Genomic DNA, 18,289 nt, shown 5'->3' with positions numbered 1-18,289 from the left:
AAAATATAGATATATTACGTATCTTGATACGCTTATTGTGATAACAAGAACTGCTTATGCACAAAACTGCGTTAAATGAGGAGGACCTCGTAAAATTATTAACCGGCGTTACATATACTGCTTTAACGCGTCGATTGTTAAGAAACTTCAAAAAAGCCGGATTGTTGATTACGATAGAACAATGGGCCATTTTAGATGTGCTTTGGCGTACTGATGGGCTCACGCAGCAGTCCCTCGCCGTAAAATCTTTCCGAGACAAACCGAGTATTACACGATTAATTGATAATTTAGAGAAGCACAATCTCGTGGTTCGCATTCCTGATAAGTTTGACAAGCGAATTAATCTCATTTTTTTGACTCATAAGGGAAAGATGCTACAAAACAAAAGCAAAGTACAGGCAGAGAAAACGATGGATGAAGCACTTGAGAACGTTTCTGCTGAAGAGCTTACTATATGCAATCAAGTGTTAACTACGATTTTTAAAAATTTAACCGAGTGATATCCCCGATTCTATCCTTATCTTTGCTACAATGATTGAAATATTTACGGATGGCGCATCCAGCGGTAACCCAGGCCCTGGAGGTTATGGTGTAATTCTCAGAGCTGGACAATACTATAAGGAATTATCAGAAGGATTTAGAAAAACCACAAACAACCGAATGGAATTGCTAGCGGTGATTGTAGGTTTGGAAGCATTAAAGAAACCTGGAAACCATGTCACTATTTATTCGGATTCCAAATACGTAATTGACGCAGTGGAAAAGAAATGGGTTTTCGGCTGGTTGAAAAAAGGCTTCGCGGGAAAAAAGAACATGGATTTATGGCTACGCTTCCTACAGGTCTATAAACTCCACCAAATCAAATTCGTATGGGTGAAAGGCCATGCAGGTCATCCTGAAAACGAACGATGCGATCAACTGGCTGTATTAGCCGGGAAAGATAAGCAAAATCACAAAATTGACCGCGTTTTCGAGATGGAAAACGGCACCCCTTAATACCTCTGATCCATTAAGATTGAAACCGAAGCTTACCGAAGAAAGCAGGCAGGTGAAAATTTGGTTTAGGATAATCAATGGCTGTCCACGACAAAAAATGCGGAATGGGCAAATCATCCCCACATTTATAGAAGTTTGCACGACACTCCGTTCCTTTTAACGACTGAATATGATCCTCTTTAAAGACACTGAAGGGAATATTGACCGCCAAATCCCATTGCACGCCATTAGGTGCGGCATGAATATTCGCATCTCTGTATATACTACCGATCTGGTCGTGAGAGGCTAATTGCCTTTTTTCCATGATTTGACTGCCGTAGGCTAGCAGCATGGTTCCTATACAGTTAAATTCAAAATTATAATAGTTGCTACCATCAAAAGAAATAAAAAATTCAACACAACTATCCTTATATACCGGTTCATTACTATGAAGGTAGGTTGCCCGAATATGCTTTTCAAACACTTCATAGTTCAACAAAATACTTTCGTCAGTAAAAGCAATTTTGAAAGTTACTTTTGGCACATAGTAATATTCTTTCCAGTTCACCGAGGCAATTGTATGCGCTTCCGAGTCAGCAAGCGCTAAACGAATAGCATTTCCGGTAGATGTGCTATCCAACGAAGATATATAAGGAATTTCTATACTCATGGTAAATATTCAATCTAGCTAAGGTAAACGTTTGCCTCTTTTTTTACAATATCTCGCAACAATTCTTCCTTTTTCTCTATTTCAATCACCAATCTCATTTGTGCTCTTGTACGTTGTAAGTTATGCGTAGGGTGGTTTATTTTATAATAAGTATCGCCATTTAGGTAATCTGTCAAAAACCGAATCATCTGCATATAAGGGAGTAACAATACGCCGTCAACCAATGAATTGATTTCCATTGGATATAAAAAATGGTATGCTGCTTCCAAGTATCCTTTTGTATAAGCCTCAAACAAAGGAATGTTCAACTTTATCTTATCTAAATCGATTTCATCTTCAGCTGCCGAATTAATAATAGTTCGGATGGCGTCTCCAAAATCGTAAGCCACATAACCTGGCATTACTGTATCAAGATCGATTACACATTGTACTTTGTCATCTCCATTTAAAAGCACATTATTAAATTTTGTATCGTTATGGGTAATTCTAAGCGGAATCTGGGATTTTGCGGCCATATTCAGAATGGTATTCATTTTGTTTTCCCTTTCTAGTATAAAATCGATTTCCGACTGAACCTCTTCTATCCTATTGGCCATATTTTTATTGGTCGCTTCCTTAAAGTCTCTTAGCCGACTGGCAATATTCAAAAAATTTGGGATGACTTCATGAACATCGTGTGGATTCAGATCCGACAACATCGCCTGGAAATTCCCAAATGCACGTCCTCCCTCTCTCGCTTGCTGCACCGTTTCTACCATATCGTAGGATTTCGTATTTTCAATTAAAATAAATACACGCCAATAGTTATTTCTCTCGTCTTTAAAAAAAAGTTTCCCTTCTTTTGTTGGTATAGGCGTAAGTACCTTTCCATCAACATTTGCCTCGTTCAGCCCAATCAGCTTTTCCCTAATATGATTACAGACAAGTGCAACGTTCTGCATCAAATGTTCGACATTCTTAAATACATGATTATTGACGCGCTGTAACATATAATTAGGCCCCTTTTCCAAATCTGTACATATTTTATAAGTATCGTTAATATGGCCTGAACCAAAAGGTTCAATATTGATGGCTTTACCTTTGATTGCAAAAAAATTCACAATGGGTAAAAACTCCGCAGCCTTGCTTTTAGGTATATCTATCATTAAGTATATAAAAACTTTTAAGTTGAAAATTAAAATACCGTTTAAAATAGCGGTTTCTCTATAATTTGATGCAATATGCGAAAATGAAAGACAACTTCATACATAATTAAAAACACAACCGATTGCGCAATTTTTTTGAAAATAGAGCAATCGGTTGCATAAGATTTTGTTAAATTGTTTTTCTATGTTTGTTCAAGAGATCGCGTTCTAATTTATGAAGACGCCAAGTAATATCCTAATAATCAAAAAAACTCCTAATGGATAGAAGAAATTTCATAAAATCCGGCTCTATCGCAGCGGCCGCAACAAGTATACTACCCAACACAACTCTTTTTGCCCAAGATAAGAATAAAATACGCCTGGCGTTTATTGGTGTCGGGTTGCGAGGACGAAATCATTTAGCAATAGCGCTCGGAAGAGCGGATATTGATGTAGTAGCTGTCTGTGACATTCAAGAGACGTCATTGGCAAGTTGTAGAAAACAGTTTCAAAAAGCAAATAAAAAACTGCCAAAAGAATATACCGGTGGAATAGACGCTTATAAAAAGCTGCTTGACAACGAAAAACTAGATGCCGTTATTATAGCCACTCCTTGGCAGTTTCATAAAGATCAAGCAGTGGATTCAATGAAAGCGGGCTTGTATGTTGGATGCGAAGTAATTGCTGGTTTAACAGTTGAAGACCATTGGGAAGTCGTTAAAACGTCAGAGCAAACGGGAAAGCCTTATATGACATTAGAAAATGTTTGCTATCGGCGGGATGTCATGGCTGTTCTAAATATGGTTAGACAAAATCTCTTTGGTGAACTAATCCATCTAGAGGGTGGTTATCAGCACGATCTCAGAGAAGTACTTTTCAATGACGGCAAGCAACCTTATGGTGGCGGTGTTGAATATGGTTCTAAAGCGATGAGTGAGGCGCAATGGCGCACGCAATTTAATATTGATCAAGATGGCGATCTTTATCCTACACACGGTCTAGGTCCGTTAATGCACTATGCAAATGTTAACCATGGAAACAGGATGACCAATATGGTCTCGTTTTCCAGTAAGGCTAGAGGACTAGCTGATTATGTGCAAAAAACCTCACCTGGACATCCCAATGCAAAGATTAACTATAAAAATGGCGATGTAACTACCACCTTGATCAATTGCGCCAATGGGGAAACGCTGTTATTGTCTCACGATGTGCATTTGCCTCGACCTTACTCAATCGGCTTTCGGGTCCAAGGTACAGAAGGTTTGTGGATGGATTTAAATAATGGAATTTATATCGAGGGAAAATCGGCAAAAGGACACACATGGGATGCCGCTGATGAATGGTTGAAAAAATATGATCATCCATTGTGGTCAAAATATGCAAATGATGCCGCAGGTGCTGGACATGGCGGAATGGATTGGTTTGTCTTCAACGCCTTTATTGAATCCGTAAAGCAAAACAAGCAAACACCTATTGATGTTTATGATTCAGTTAGCATGAGTGTCATTACTCCCTTATCGACATTATCATTAGCAGAGGGAAACAAATCCGTTGAGATACCTGATTTTACAAATGGAAAATGGAAAGAGCGTAAAGTAGTGTTTGCGTTAGATGATAGTGGTTTTTAAGCCATTTTGTTTGGATAATTGGTTAGCTGTGGAGGAGACTCCACAGCTTTTTTATTCGTTTGGATTTTGAAAGTGCTTCAAGATAGTTGTATTTAATGTACCAATGAAGTCTTTATTTTAAGGCCTTTTTAAAACTAACTACCTTGATAGATTACGAGAGCTTGACGAGCGGCATTAAAAAAATATTTACCTTTGCAGCATTATGTCAAAAAGGGTTCCAGAAGACGGCACGCTTCTTCCACTCATGGAGGAGTTTTATACAATTCAAGGTGAAGGTTATCATACAGGGAAAGCAGCCTACTTTATACGTTTAGGCGGTTGTGACGTAGGTTGCCATTGGTGTGATGTCAAGGAAAGCTGGGATGCAGAACTGCACCCTTTAACCAAAGCGGATGATATCATCAAAAATGCATCACAATATCCTGCCAAAACGGTGGTGATTACAGGAGGTGAGCCTTTGATCTATAACTTAGATTATTTAACAAAGGGCTTACGAGAAGCGGGCATTAAAACCTTCATCGAAACTTCAGGGGCCTATTCCTTAAGCGGCCACTGGGATTGGATCTGCCTATCCCCCAAGAAATTTAAAGCACCCCTACCCGATGTCATTGCAGCCGCAGGTGAGTTAAAAGTAATTGTTTTTAACAAAAGTGATTTTGAATGGGCTGAAAAATATGCCTCTCAAATCCCCGTAGATAGAAAGCTATATTTACAACCTGAGTGGTCTAAAGCTACTGAAATGACACCACTTATCATCGATTACGTAAAGGAACATCCGAAATGGGAAATTTCCTTACAAACGCATAAATATCTCAATATTCCTTAATAAACGACAAAATAAGGTCCAAAATGTTATATCTTAGTGTAGGATTTGAGCCTATGCCAAGATATATTCATCGTATGCGCCTTATTTTTTTATCTTGTCTGTTTTACACTAGTTTAATCTTTTTCGGCCCAAAGCTGTATGCCCAACAATTCAACCCTTCGACAACTAAATCAAAGAAGCTTTTTGAAGAGGCCGCAATTTTTTTAGACCGGAGTGATTTTGCAAATGCTGCCTCTAATTTGGAACGGCTCTTGCGCGAAGACAGTCTTTTTATTACCGCACGTCAACAGCTGGCCGATATCTATTTACGGCAAAAAAATTATAAAAGGGCTTCCCTACACTATGAAGTGGTCTCCAAACTGGCTCCCAACTTAACACCTTCCACCTGGTTCGGACTAGGAGAAAGTTTATTGAATTTAGGTTCCTACACCGCATCTAAACAAGCTTTCATACATTACCTTCAGCTGACATCAAGCCAAACAAATCAACGAAAGTTTATTGCACAAAAATACCTAGCGGACTGTGATTTCAGTTTAAGAGCACAAAAAATCAATCGTCAATTGACCATTCGTACGATGGGAAACGAGATCAATTCGGAGGACGATGAGTATTTCCCAATGTTGACCGCCGACCAATCTTCGATCATTTTTACTCGTCAAAAAAAAGGTGGTTTAGAATATATCTATGTAAGCCAATATCAAGACAGTATCTGGAAACAAGCCTACCCTATTCCAGGAAGAGTTAATACAGAATTATACAGCGAAGGCGCACATTGTATTTCTCCCGACGGAAAGTATTTATTCTTTACGGGCTGTAATAAACCGGACGGTAAGGGGAGTTGCGACATTTATATTTCTCACTGGGAAGGGGATGCCTGGGGCAGCCCTCATAATTTGGGTTCTCCCATTAATAGTGGTGCTTGGGAAGCACAGCCTGCTATTAGTCCGGATGGGAATACCCTGTATTTTGTCAGCAATCGAAAAGGTGGCTTTGGTGGAAACGATATCTGGTATAGCACCCTGCAACAAGATGGCACATGGGAAATACCAAAAAATATGGGTAATCGGGTGAATACATCTTTTGACGAAAGCACGCCCTTTATCCATGCGGATAATGAAACACTTTATTTTGCTTCCAACGGCTGGCCTGGCTTTGGTAACAAAGATCTTTTTATGAGCAAGCTGGATAGTATGGGGAATAGGCTTCCCCCCATTAACTTAGGAGCACCTATTAATGATCACTTGGAACAACGCGCATTAAGCGTTAGCTTAGATGGTTCACGTGCTTACTTTTCTGCTGAAAGACCTGAAGGCAAGGGAGGGCTTGATATCTATACCTTTATTTTAGACAAGGAGTTAAGACCTACTTCCGTTACCTATATCAAAGGTAGTGTGTTTGATAAAACAACCGGCAAAACGATAAAAGCAGAGATCAAGCTTACCGATCTACGCAATAATAAACGAACATTTCATTCCGAAGCGGATTATCTAGATGGATCTTTTCTGGTACCACTCCCGGTAGGAAGTGAATATGCATTACATGTATTACATCCAGAGTATCTTTTTTACAGTCAACACTTCACCTTACCGGATTCACTCACAACAAAAGACATATATGCCCTAAAAATTGGCTTAGAGCGTATCAATTCAGGGCATTCAGCCATTTTAAACAACATATTTTTTCCCGTAAACGGTTATGAGCTTCTCCCTGGTTCAGAGAGTGATCTGGTCGAATTGATTCAATTATTGCAATACAACAAGCACATACGAATAGAAATTGCGGGACATACAGATAATTCGGGTTCTCCGCAAGCAAATCAAGTGCTTTCCGAAAAGCGAGCATTTGCTGTTTATACCTATTTATTAAACAAAGGTATTGAAAGAAACCGACTGGAATATAAGGGTTACGGACAACAGCATCCGATTGCGGACAATACAACGGACACGGGTAAACGGCAAAATAGAAGAACAGCGTTTAAGATCATCTCAACCAATTATGGCAAATAACCGAACACTATTAAAAGAAAAGATGAGACGTTTAGGTTTGCGAGAACCGTCTTTAAGCTTATTTTATAATGCCCTGGAAGAAGTTCATTATAAAAAAGGTACGAAAATCATAAAAGCAGGTCGCACAGAACCTCATTTATATTTTATTTTAGATGGTATAGCACGTGTATTTATTCAGACAGCAGAGAAAGAGACGGTATTTTGCTTTTGTTTAGAAACAGATGTCATACTGTCGTATAATAGTTTCTTCAATGAAAGTCCAGGCTACGAAACTATTGAACTACTAGAAGATAGTCAACTCGTAAGAGTAAGTCACCGTAAAGTAAAAGCTCTTTGCAAAAGCGACTTAACCATTGCCAATTTTTTTAATCGGCTAATTGGCTTAGAATTGGTTAAAACAGAAGAACGTTTAATAGGTACTCAATCCAGAACTGCAACAGCACGTTATACGGAACTGATTACTTTATTTCCTTCTATCGTTCAACGTGTGCAATTAGGTTATATCGCTTCTTACCTAGGAGTTAGTCAAGTAACGCTAAGCAGAATAAGAAAGAAAATAAGCCGCTGATCCTCGATTGATTTTTTAACATATGTAAAAAAAGATAGCTGTCTTAATCCAGATATTTGCCAACAAAAAATAAGTAATATGGCTTGGTTTTATTTAATTATTGCAGGTTTATTTGAAGTGGGCTTCACTTCTTGTTTAAAGTTATCGGATAACTTTACCAATGTTAAATGGTCTATCGGTTTTTTCGTTTGTATTACCCTTAGCTTTCTTCTTCTCAACAAAGCAATACAAGATATACCAATCGGTACCGGCTATGCTGTGTGGACAGGCATTGGTGCAGTAGGAACGGTTATTATGGGTATAATACTCTATAAAGAACCTTCAGATTTCTGGCGATTGTTTTTTATTTTTACGTTAATCGCTTCCATCATTGGTTTAAAGGTAGTCTCTAAATAGTTAAAAAAGCAAAAGGCCTCCCATAGGAGGCCTTTTGCTTTCGGTAAAATAAATTTATTGCTCCGTAGTTTCTATAATAGCATGCTCTTTAGCAGCTAAATATCGCTCCGCCTCTAAAGCAGCCATACAGCCACTACCAGCAGCGGTCACAGCTTGTCTATAGATGTGATCTTGAACATCCCCTGCCGCAAATACCCCTTCAATATTCGTTTGTGTACTATCAGCTTTTGTGATTAAGTAGCCTGATTCATCCATCTCCAACCATTTTCCAAATATGTCGGTATTAGGTTTGTGGCCTATTGCTACAAAGAAACCAGTTATATCCAGTACTTGATGTTCTTTCGTTTGATTGTTAATGATTCGCAACGCATTCACTGTTTTCCCATCTCCTAAGATCTCTTCTGCCTCCGTATTATAATGTATTTCTATATTTGGCGTGTTAAATACACGATGCTGCATGGCCTTAGAAGCCCGAAACTCGTCTCTTCTCACTAACATGTGCACTTTTCTACATAGTTTAGCAAGATAAGTAGCTTCTTCTGCAGCTGTATCTCCTGCTCCCACAATTGCTACATCTTGTCCTTTATAGAAGAATCCATCGCATACAGCACAAGCTGAAACACCAAATCCGTTATATTTTTGCTCGCTGTCCAATCCCAGCCATTTTGCTGTTGCACCTGTTGCTATAATTACTGTATCAGCGGTTAATGTCTTAATTTCGTCTATAATAACTTTATGCACCGGGCCGGAAAAATCTACGCCAGTTGCATAACCGAAACGTATGTCGGTACCGAAACGTTCGGCCTGCTTTCTAAAATCTTCCATCATTTCAGGCCCCATAATGCCCGCAGGATAACCTGGAAAATTTTCTACATCCGTCGTTTGGGTTAATTGTCCGCCAGGCACAATGCCTGTATACATAACAGGTTTTAAATCAGCACGTGCTGCATAAATAGCGGCAGTATATCCTGCTGGTCCCGAACCTATTATTAAGCATTTAACGTGTTCTATTTCTTCAGTCATCTAAATTCTATTTTTTCTCGACACAAAGATACAGATTACATTAAAGCAATCCGTTTACCTTTTGTAAATTTCTTATCAGTCGTCGGCCCCACTTACCTTCCGCTCAAGGATACCGACTGCACCCAACTTAACCAATAACTAACAACCAGTAACTATACCTGCATGATCCCCACATTAAAGGGTTTTACAATTGGACACTGATTCGCTGCTTCTATCCCCATTGAAATAACCTTTCTGGTATCTAAGGGATCAATAATTCCATCAATCCATAAACGAGCTGCCGCGTAATAAGGTGTCGTCTGTTGATTATACCGAGCCGTAATCTCACGAAGAAGATCTTCCTCTGCCTTTTCACCTAAGTCTTGCCCTTTTGCTTTCATTGTTGCCTTTTGAATCTGCAGCAAGGTTTTTGCGGCTTGCTCCCCTCCCATAACCGCGATTTTTGCCGAAGGCCAGGCATATATTAAACGCGGGTCATAAGCTTTACCGCACATAGCATAGTTCCCAGCACCGTACGAGTTCCCAATAACGATCGTGAACTTTGGCACCACTGAATTCGCTACTGCATTGACCATTTTCGCTCCATCTTTAATAATCCCCCCATGCTCAGATTTGCTGCCGACCATAAACCCGGTTACATCCTGTAAGAAAACTAGCGGTATTTTCTTTTGATTGCAGTTCATGATAAAACGTGCTGCTTTATCCGCTGCATCCGAATAAATGACCCCTCCTATCTGCATTTCACCCTTTTTACTTTTCACCACTTTACGTTGATTCGCGACAATGCCTACTGCCCAGCCATCAATCCTGGCCAAACCACATAAAATACTTTTTCCATATAAAGCTTTATACTCTTCAAAATCCGAATCATCCACTAAACGCAGAATAATTTCCTTCATATCATAGGGCTTTTCCCTCGAATCGGGAACTAAACCATAGATCTCCTTTGGATTAAAGGCAGGAAGTATAGGTTTTACTCGATTAAATCCACTGTTTAAGGGGGCTCCCAGCTTTCCGATAATATGTTTGATACTATCCAAACAGCTTTTATCGTCGGGATATTTGTAGTCCGTTACACCGGATATTTCACAATGGGTTGTAGCGCCACCGAGCGTTTCATTGTCCACATCTTCCCCAATAGCTGATTTTACCAAATAAGATCCCGCAAGGAAAACAGAGCCTGTACCGTCCACAATCATGGCTTCATCACTCATGACAGGCAAGTAAGCGCCGCCAGCCACGCAAGATCCCATAATAGCGGCTATCTGTACAATTCCCTCACTACTCATACGTGCATTATTTCGAAAAACTCGCCCGAAATGTTCTTTATCGGGAAATATCTCATCTTGCATTGGCAGGTAAACGCCTGCAGAATCCACCAAGTAAATAATGGGTAAGCGATTTTCCATCGCTATTTCCTGCGCACGAAGGTTTTTCTTTGCAGTTAAGGGAAACCACGCACCAGCCTTCACCGTAGCATCATTTGCAACCACAATACATTGTCTATTGGCGATATATCCAATAACGACTACGACGCCTGCTGCAGGGCATCCTCCTTGTTCCTCATAAAGGTTTTCCGCTGCGAATGCCCCTATTTCCAGTGAAGGCTGATCTGCGTCCAACAAATAGGCGATTCGCTCTCTCGCCAACAGCTTGCCCCTGTCGCGCTGCTTTTTGCTCGCGGCTTCTCCTCCGCCTAAAAAAACTTTCTTTAATCGGCTTTTCAGTGTATAAACAGCCTGTTTGTTGACGTCTTCGTTTACATTAAAATCGAGGTTCATAAATTTAGCTCAATGGTTAGCGATGATTTTAATAGCAATGGGCCTCTCCCCTTTTCTACACGAATAATATCCTGAAATATCGTGGTTCAACTCGACACTCTTTATTATGAATAGCTGACAGCAGGCTTTATAAGTGTTGGTTTACTAACTTCGATTCCAGAACAATTTTTTGTCCTTCCTTAAGGGCCGAATCATCTGTATTGTCTTCTGTGCCGCTATCAATCAAACCGAATAACATTTCTGCGGCAAGTGCTCCTTGCTTTCCAGGTAATTGTTCGATCGAAGCCATGGGTGGATTTTCCATGTATTTCCAAATCGGATAGTTTGCATAGCTAATAAAAAACACATCCTGATTAACGGTCAATCCTTTGCTGCGAACGGCATTCATGGCGTCCAAAGTGACGTAATCATTAAAAGAAATAACTGCGGAGGGTCTTTCACTTAAGTTGATTAACTGCAGTGTAGCATCAATATTTCCTTTTTCTGATAAATCTGTATAGACAATATAATCACGATTCAAAAGAAGGTCATTATCAGCCAAAGCCTCCACAAAAGCCTCCTCCCTTTCTTTACTTGCCGGTAGGTGGGCCGGCCCATTAATAAAAGCGATCGCACGATGTCCACAAGATACAAAAGTATCAATCGCTTCCTTCATTCCTGTTTTCAGGTTACTTACAATCGCATTGATGTGACTTAGATCGGGAACACAATCGAAAAACACCACTGGAATCCCTGCATTTCTAAGGATCTCAATATACTCAAATTCACGGGTATTTTTTGCAGAAGAAAGGATGACACCATCCACTCGATGTTCTTTCATCGTGTTGATTATACGCATTTCCCTTTCGGGATCATCCAATGATTGGCCAAGGATAACCGTATAATTACGACTATTTGCAAAATTTTCAATTTCACTTATCGCAGCAGAAAAAAAAGCCTCAGATAGACTTGGCAGTATAACTCCTATCGTAAACGTTTTCCGCTGTTTAAAAAAGATAGCCGTTCTATTCGGTTCATAATTCAATTCTTCAGCCAGTTTCTTTACTCGCATCGTAGTAATTAAACCGATACTTGGATGATCGTTAAGTGCGCGGGAAACAGTTGAGGTAGATATCTTTAATCGTTTAGCGATTTCCTTGATCGTTGGTTGTTTGCCTTTATTCATAAAATACCAGCATTAAAAGCCTTGTTGTAGGCGGTTCCGCAATTGTAAAGACAATTGGCTGAAATTAAACTGCAATGTACGAAATCTTTTGATCATAAGGAGTAACCTTTCTTTAACAAGGTGTCTATTGACAGATAATCGACTTCGCCATTGAAAACCTCATCATCAGGTTGCATTTGTCGGTCAATCACGAGCGCTTCCTGCAAAGTAAAATTATGATGATGAAGAAGGTAGGTCAAAGGTTCTTTTATTCCCTGTAGCACAAGTTCATCATAAAAATAAACGGTCACCTGTTTCCCTAGGGAACCCCAATCGATTTGCTTTAGTTTATTAAGCTGCATTAAGGGATTTCCCTTCGTCAATACAAAAATTTTCTTTCCATCTTTTATGATCTCACTCAATAAACTTTTCACTTCATCGAAGAGAAGCAACTTTAACGGTAATTGCGCATTTACATGGATCCTTTTAAAATTTTCGCGATACTTGTCATCAATACCAAATGCCGCTGCCGCGCGTTCAAAAATCCCATCCTTTCCATGATGCTCGTATACCTTTTTAAAAAAGGCCGTCAAATCATCCGCGGGAGGCACCGTCTCTGTATATTCCAGTAAATGAGCAAAAAGGTAATACACCTGTAAGAGGTAATCCTTTTCCGGATAAAGTACATTATCCAATTCAAAGATAAAAGCCTTCTTGCCTTGCGCTAAATCTCGGTATGTAATCATATCTTTTTCACAGCAGATCATCAACAGACTATTTTAAGCAACAGAAAAGGAGTTCCCCGCCATCGTCAGAAAGCACACATACGCCCGACTCCATCTCCAGTCCGGTAAACTCGGCGCCTCCTATTATTTTACCCTTAAGCAAAACACTGGTATCCAAATCCTTACCTGGATTGACAATAAAATCAAGGGCCGTCAACAGTTGATGAGACGGTACCGCCAATTGTATTCCATATTCTTCAAATAAATCTTTGCATGCAGCCAGTTGAATGATTTCCTCTCTTCTCAAAGGAATTATCAGGTCATATTGATTGTCAATTCCTATCTTTAGCATTTCATGGTTAAAAGAAGGACTATTGCCCCGAGGCGTCGCCACATACTTTCCTCTGGCAACCAATAAATCAGGGATAGCCATATGATCACCAAATATCACCTGATCTTCTGTTGAAAATATACGTGCTAGTTTTTGTGCCAGCGCACTCATACCGCCGGTAATTAATATATTCATCAAAATCAATATCGAATAAACCTAGTGAGCTTACTTTCTCAATCTAAACTATCAATCCGTCTTTCATATGTACAGTACGGTCGGAAATCTCTGCGAGGTGTTCATTGTGCGTTACGATAACGAAAGTCTGTTGCAATTCATCTCTTAGTTGTACAAAAAGATGATGTAACGCCTCCGCATTCTCTGAATCAAGGTTACCTGATGGTTCATCCGCCAAAATAATGGAAGGATTATTTATAAGCGCCCGTGCGACAGACACGCGTTGTTGTTCACCACCGGATAATGCGTTAGGCTTGTGATCAGCTCGAGCCCCCACCTGAAGAATATCTAACAACTCTTTCGCGCGTTTTTCACTTTCAGACGTTCCTTTTCCCGCGATAAATGCGGGTATACAAATGTTTTCCAGCGCAGTAAATTCCGGGAGTAAGTGGTGAAACTGAAAAATAAAACCAATGTGTTTATTACGAAAGGCACTCAATCTATTGGGCGATAGTTTCGATAACTCAATTCCATTTAAAACTACCGTCCCTGTATCCGGCATATCTAGTGATCCAAGTATATGCAAAAAGGTACTTTTCCCTGCTCCGGAAGCTCCCACTATACTAACAATTTCACCCTTCTTCACCTCCAGATTGACACCTTTTAAAATTTGGAGATTACCATATGTCTTTTTTATGCCTTGAGCGCTCAACATAGGGCGAATATACAAGTTTTATTCAATCCTCATTAAACCATTCATATAAATCTTGCGGCTTTAGTCGGGATTTTTCCTCATTTGGCAAATCTCGTTTTATTCGACCATGCGACATTTGTATTAATCGGTTACCATAGCCCAACGCCTCTTTCATATTATGCGTGATAAACAGCACAGCAAGTTGATACTCCCCAATTAATTTATTGGCCAATTCCATAATCCGAGTAGCAGACCGTGGGTCAAGAGCCGCTGTAGGTTCATCTAAAAGGAGCAATTTAACATCGCTCATTACTGTCATCAGTAAGGTTAATGCCTGCCGCTGTCCGCCACTTAACAAGCCCATTGGTTGATGTATTTTATTTTCTAATCCCATATCGAGCAGAGCCACCTGCTCCTTAACCCGCTCCTTAAAGGCTTTGTTGATTCCAATCGTAAACTTTTTCGTTTTTCCTCGTAACGACGCCAACCTAAAGTTATCAAGGATACTCAATTCAGGTGCCGTGCCTTGCAATGGATTTTGAAACACACGAGCAATCCACCGACTTCGTTGATAATCCGCCATCTGATTTATCAATTCGCCATTTAAACTGATCTCTCCTTTATCAACTTGCACCGTACCGGCAATGAGATTCTGCAATGTACTCTTACCTGATCCATTTGCGCCAACCACAGAAACAAATTCTCCAGGAGAAACGGCAAAAGACAAATCGTCCAATGCTCGTATTTCATTTGGCTTGTTCGGAAAAAAAGTTTTACTGACCTTATTGATAATTAGCATAATCACCGTTTAAGAGAGCTTTTCAAAAAATTGCTTTGCGGTAGGGCCACGATTAATAGCACAAAACACGAAGTGAACAGTTTTAAAAGCGAAGAATCCACCCCTACACTTAAGGTGAAAGCAAGCACCAATTGAAAAACAACCACCCCTATAATGACCATCATGAGATTAATCCATACTTTATCTGTGGGAAGTATCCTAATAATGGCTTCGGCGATCATGACAGAACCTAAACCACTAATAACAACACCAATCCCCATATTAATATCGGCAAAACCTTGAAATTGGGCAATCAGAGAACCACTAAAAGCTACCAATGCATTCGTAATTGCTAAACCGATCCACTTTATCTTGGAAGTATTCACACCCAGAGCTCTTACCATGGTTTCGTTATTGCCTGTAGCGCGCATAGCAATCCCAAAATCAGTGCGTAACAAATAGCTAAGTAGAAAGATGAGGACGATCACAATCATTCCGACGATCAAAAGCATATTGCAATTGCTATCTTGCACCAAAGGAGAAGAAAAAAGACCTGCATAGCTAAGCAGCGGAATATTCGAACGTCCCAGTAAAGTAAGATTAACGGAATACAAGGCAGTCATCACCAAAATACCTGCGAGCAGGGCATTAATTTTCAGCTTAGTATGGATAATAGCTGTACAACTACCTGCGAGCGCGCCCCCCGATAAAATCAGTGGAATTAAAACAAAAAGAGAAACGTGGTGACTTAAACCAAGGGCACATATGACAGCTCCTAGTGTATAACTTCCGTCGGTGGTTATATCGGGAAAATTGAAGATTTTCATGGTTAAATAGATTCCCAAACCCATGGGAACAAAACATAAGCCTTGTAGAATAGCCGCGAGATAAAAATCCATGCTGTGAAGAAAATTTTATAGTTTTTCAAACCCTCCCGAAAATGTCAGCCCAAATCGGGCGGCAGCTGCCCCATTATATACTCTTCTTCTGATGTTGACTTTTTCTACCTTTAGATTATCTGTTTTCTTTGACTTCAAAAACTTTGCGGCCTCTTGACCGGCCTGGTATCCCCACTGGTAGATATCGGCGCCATAGGCGGCTACAGCTCCTCTTTTTACGAGCCCCACTTCGCTTGTAAAGACAGGAACGTCATTTTGATTGCAATTGTTTAAAATGGTTTCGAAAGCTGCGAAAACCGTATTATCAGGATTAGCGAAAAAAGCGTCAATTTTTCTTTTTAAAAGTGCGCGAACAACGAGTTGCGCATCAGCCGAAGTATTTAGAGGTAAAGCGATCAGGTCAACCTGCTTTTCTTTTGCTAGTTTATCTAAACGATTGAAAGCATCAACCGACTGCTGCTCGGCTTGGTTGTATATCATACCAATACGCAGGTTATCTTTTTTCTTAGGCTTAACAACTTGTTGAATAATGGTAAATGAGGTATCGATATAATTTAGATCTTCGCCAACACCAAATAAATTTTTAGGTCCCTTTTTTTCCTTGTTTGTCAAGCCTAATATTTCAGGCATCGCGGTAACACACATAAATATAGGAATATCTTTTACCCGCTGAACGGTTGCCAATGTCGACATGGTAGTACTGGTACCAATACAATCTACGGCTTCCGACTGCATATAACTTACAATTTGATTCATGGCCCCCATATCACTCTGTGCATTTTTCGAGACAATTTCTACCGTTTTATTTTGCTCGTTAAAACCATTAGCCGCTAAAGCTTCTATAAAACCTTTACGGGCATCGCCAATCGTGGCATCCTCAAAGGCTTCGATAAATCCGACCCGTGGAATGGCATGCTGTTTTTTGGGGTTATTACAAGAAATGAACCCAACGACGAACAATAATACGATCAAAAATCTGTTATATTTCATTAGTATATAATTTGTTCCTTTGCATTATACAATGGTAAGTCATCACAATTCTGTCAACAATGTTCTACACGTATGCTCAGGACGCTGCAATTTACAAGAATATACGGTACACTTGACTTATTTTGTCGAGAAAATAGTACACACGAATAAAACAATGTCATCTTTAACCAGTAACAACTAATTTAAAAAAAAGTTAAACAAAACAAATATCCCTGAATTACACCCTTATGATCAACGTTCTATCTAAACTTCCTAACATAAGCAACTCTATCTTTAGCACAATGACTGCTTTAGCTAATGCGCACGGGGCGATCAATCTCTCGCAAGGTTTTCCTGATTTTGACTGTTCTCCTAAGCTCATTGACTTGGCACAAACCTATATGAAGAAAGGGTATAATCAATATGCTCCGATGCCAGGCGTTGTACAACTACGTGAAAAAATAGCTGCGATGGTAGAAAAGGAACAACAGGCCGTTTATCACCCCGAAAAGGAGATTACCATCACAGCTGGTGCAACACAAGCAATATTCACAGCCATTGCCAGTATTATTCGGCCAGATGATGAAGTCATCTGCTTTGACCCTTGTTATGACAGTTATGCACCTGCGATCGATTTATGTGGTGGGATGGTGAAAACCGTTTCCCTGTTGCCAAACAGTTTTAACATCAATTGGGATGATGTGAAGAAAGTCTTTTCGCATAAAACGAAACTCCTTATTATCAACACACCCCATAATCCGACATCGTCTACCTTGACCGACTTTGATATGAAGCAATTGATTAAGCTTACGCAAGGAACGGACATATTTATCATTAGTGACGAAGTTTATGATAAAGTTGTATTTGATGGCAAGAAACATATTAGTGTAGCGAGTTATCCAGAACTTCGGGAGCGTAGTTTTGTCATCTCTTCTTTCGGAAAAATATTCCATATAACAGGCTGGAAAATAGGATATTGTCTTGCTCCTGAGAAACTAACCATTGAATTCAGGAAAGTTCATCAGTATTTAGTATTCAGCGTAAACACGCCGATTCAGTATGCGTTGGCCGATTTCTTATCCGACGAAGAAGAATACCGCTCCCTGAGTAATTTTTTTCAAGAGAAGAGGGATTTTTTCGTGAACGCTTTGCAAGCGACACCCTTTGAAATACTTCCTGCTGCAGGATCTTATTTTTTATTGGCGAATTATGACAAAATAAGTGACCGGGGGGATCTTGACTTCACGAAGGAGTTGACCATCAAGCATGGTGTTGCTACGATTCCACTATCTGTATTTTATAAAAACAGATTAGACAAACATTATATAAGATTTTGTTTTGCGAAGAAGCACGAAACCTTAGAAAAAGCCGTTGAAAATTTAGCAAGATTAAAATAGTAAGAATCTTTTGTTCCATGAAACGGAGCTTGTGCATCATCTATTAAATAGTGAACAAAAAGATTATTTTGAGAAATTAAGATATTTACAAACTTTCGTTAATTTAGTATATTACGGCATACTATTGGTAAGAAGAGTAACCAAGACTGCTATGCGATGAGCCTGTTCTTTAAAGGATACG

General features: G+C 39.6%; 19 protein-coding genes. 8 read left to right on the top strand and 11 right to left on the bottom strand.

Annotated features, from left to right (window positions below):
• The first annotated feature begins 56 nt into the window (after window positions 1–56).
• Together RYH73_RS21990 and rnhA are read left to right on the top strand one after the other, a co-directional pair.
• Window positions 57–500, top strand: a complete 444-nt coding sequence (locus RYH73_RS21990) for a MarR family winged helix-turn-helix transcriptional regulator (protein ID WP_335315641.1) — start codon at window positions 57–59, stop codon at window positions 498–500.
• A 31-nt stretch (window positions 501–531) separates the two neighbouring features.
• On the top strand, window positions 532–996 hold the full coding sequence (gene rnhA, locus RYH73_RS21985) for a ribonuclease HI (protein ID WP_335315640.1): 465 nt from the start codon (window positions 532–534) through the stop codon (window positions 994–996).
• Between the two features lie 13 nt (window positions 997–1,009).
• Here rnhA and RYH73_RS21980 read toward each other — a convergent pair whose 3' ends face one another.
• On the bottom strand, window positions 1,010–1,645 hold the full coding sequence (locus tag RYH73_RS21980) for a carbohydrate-binding family 9-like protein (protein WP_335315639.1): 636 nt from the start codon (window positions 1,643–1,645) through the stop codon (window positions 1,010–1,012).
• Between the two features lie 14 nt (window positions 1,646–1,659).
• On the bottom strand, window positions 1,660–2,790 hold the full coding sequence (locus RYH73_RS21975) for a phosphotransferase enzyme family protein (RefSeq protein ID WP_335315638.1): 1,131 nt from the start codon (window positions 2,788–2,790) through the stop codon (window positions 1,660–1,662).
• Window positions 2,791–3,047: 257 nt separating this feature from the next.
• On the opposite strand from RYH73_RS21975, the gene RYH73_RS21970 reads away from it, so the two are divergent.
• From RYH73_RS21970 to RYH73_RS21950, 5 genes are all read left to right on the top strand, one after another.
• Window positions 3,048–4,397: a Gfo/Idh/MocA family protein gene (locus tag RYH73_RS21970; protein ID WP_335315637.1), complete on the top strand. Its 1,350-nt coding sequence runs from the start codon at window positions 3,048–3,050 to the stop codon at window positions 4,395–4,397.
• Between the two features lie 202 nt (window positions 4,398–4,599).
• Window positions 4,600–5,223, top strand: a complete 624-nt coding sequence (locus tag RYH73_RS21965) for a 7-carboxy-7-deazaguanine synthase QueE (protein WP_335315636.1) — start codon at window positions 4,600–4,602, stop codon at window positions 5,221–5,223.
• A 23-nt stretch (window positions 5,224–5,246) separates the two neighbouring features.
• A complete protein-coding gene (locus tag RYH73_RS21960) occupies window positions 5,247–7,229 on the top strand; it encodes an OmpA family protein (RefSeq protein WP_335315635.1) in 1,983 nt (660 codons plus the stop codon).
• Entirely contained in the window at window positions 7,219–7,797 is a 579-nt protein-coding gene (locus tag RYH73_RS21955) for a Crp/Fnr family transcriptional regulator (RefSeq protein ID WP_335315634.1), read from the top strand. The genes RYH73_RS21960 and RYH73_RS21955 overlap by 11 nt, the downstream gene beginning before the upstream one ends.
• Window positions 7,798–7,875: 78 nt before the next feature.
• Window positions 7,876–8,193, top strand: coding sequence for a DMT family transporter (locus RYH73_RS21950; RefSeq protein WP_335315633.1), 318 nt, complete (start codon window positions 7,876–7,878; stop codon window positions 8,191–8,193).
• Window positions 8,194–8,247: 54 nt separating this feature from the next.
• Here RYH73_RS21950 and trxB read toward each other — a convergent pair whose 3' ends face one another.
• From trxB to RYH73_RS21905, 9 genes are all read right to left on the bottom strand, one after another.
• Window positions 8,248–9,216 (bottom strand): thioredoxin-disulfide reductase, encoded by a 969-nt coding sequence (gene trxB / locus RYH73_RS21945; protein ID WP_335315632.1) that lies wholly within the window; start codon window positions 9,214–9,216, stop codon window positions 8,248–8,250.
• Window positions 9,217–9,368: 152 nt separating this feature from the next.
• Entirely contained in the window at window positions 9,369–10,997 is a 1,629-nt protein-coding gene (locus RYH73_RS21940) for an acyl-CoA carboxylase subunit beta (protein ID WP_335315631.1), read from the bottom strand.
• 127 nt (window positions 10,998–11,124) lie between these two features.
• On the bottom strand, window positions 11,125–12,162 hold the full coding sequence (locus tag RYH73_RS21935) for a LacI family DNA-binding transcriptional regulator (protein ID WP_335315630.1): 1,038 nt from the start codon (window positions 12,160–12,162) through the stop codon (window positions 11,125–11,127).
• A 92-nt stretch (window positions 12,163–12,254) separates the two neighbouring features.
• On the bottom strand, window positions 12,255–12,887 hold the full coding sequence (locus tag RYH73_RS21930) for a hypothetical protein (protein WP_335315629.1): 633 nt from the start codon (window positions 12,885–12,887) through the stop codon (window positions 12,255–12,257).
• 28 nt (window positions 12,888–12,915) lie between these two features.
• Window positions 12,916–13,392 carry a hypothetical protein gene (locus RYH73_RS21925; RefSeq protein ID WP_335315628.1) on the bottom strand — a complete coding sequence of 159 codons (477 nt, stop codon included), beginning with the start codon at window positions 13,390–13,392 and terminating at the stop codon, window positions 12,916–12,918.
• Between the two features lie 43 nt (window positions 13,393–13,435).
• Complete coding sequence (locus RYH73_RS21920) at window positions 13,436–14,086, bottom strand: ABC transporter ATP-binding protein (protein ID WP_335315627.1); 651 nt, start codon at window positions 14,084–14,086, stop codon at window positions 13,436–13,438.
• A gap of 22 nt (window positions 14,087–14,108) precedes the next feature.
• Window positions 14,109–14,864 (bottom strand): ABC transporter ATP-binding protein, encoded by a 756-nt coding sequence (locus RYH73_RS21915; protein WP_335315626.1) that lies wholly within the window; start codon window positions 14,862–14,864, stop codon window positions 14,109–14,111.
• Window positions 14,865–14,866: 2 nt separating this feature from the next.
• Window positions 14,867–15,742, bottom strand: coding sequence for an ABC transporter permease (locus RYH73_RS21910; RefSeq protein WP_335315625.1), 876 nt, complete (start codon window positions 15,740–15,742; stop codon window positions 14,867–14,869).
• A 15-nt stretch (window positions 15,743–15,757) separates the two neighbouring features.
• On the bottom strand, window positions 15,758–16,732 hold the full coding sequence (locus tag RYH73_RS21905; RefSeq protein WP_335315624.1) for an ABC transporter substrate-binding protein: 975 nt from the start codon (window positions 16,730–16,732) through the stop codon (window positions 15,758–15,760).
• Window positions 16,733–16,959: 227 nt separating this feature from the next.
• Here RYH73_RS21905 and RYH73_RS21900 point away from each other — a divergent pair, with 227 nt between their 5' ends.
• Window positions 16,960–18,108, top strand: coding sequence for a methionine aminotransferase (locus RYH73_RS21900; RefSeq protein ID WP_335315623.1), 1,149 nt, complete (start codon window positions 16,960–16,962; stop codon window positions 18,106–18,108).
• Window positions 18,109–18,289 lie beyond the last annotated feature (181 nt).

The sequence above is a fragment of the Olivibacter sp. CPCC 100613 genome (genome assembly GCF_036959255.1).
GTDB lineage: Bacteria > Bacteroidota > Bacteroidia > Sphingobacteriales > Sphingobacteriaceae > Olivibacter.
Note: the sequence above shows the minus strand (reverse complement) of the source record. Positions and strands in the feature narration are given on the sequence as shown.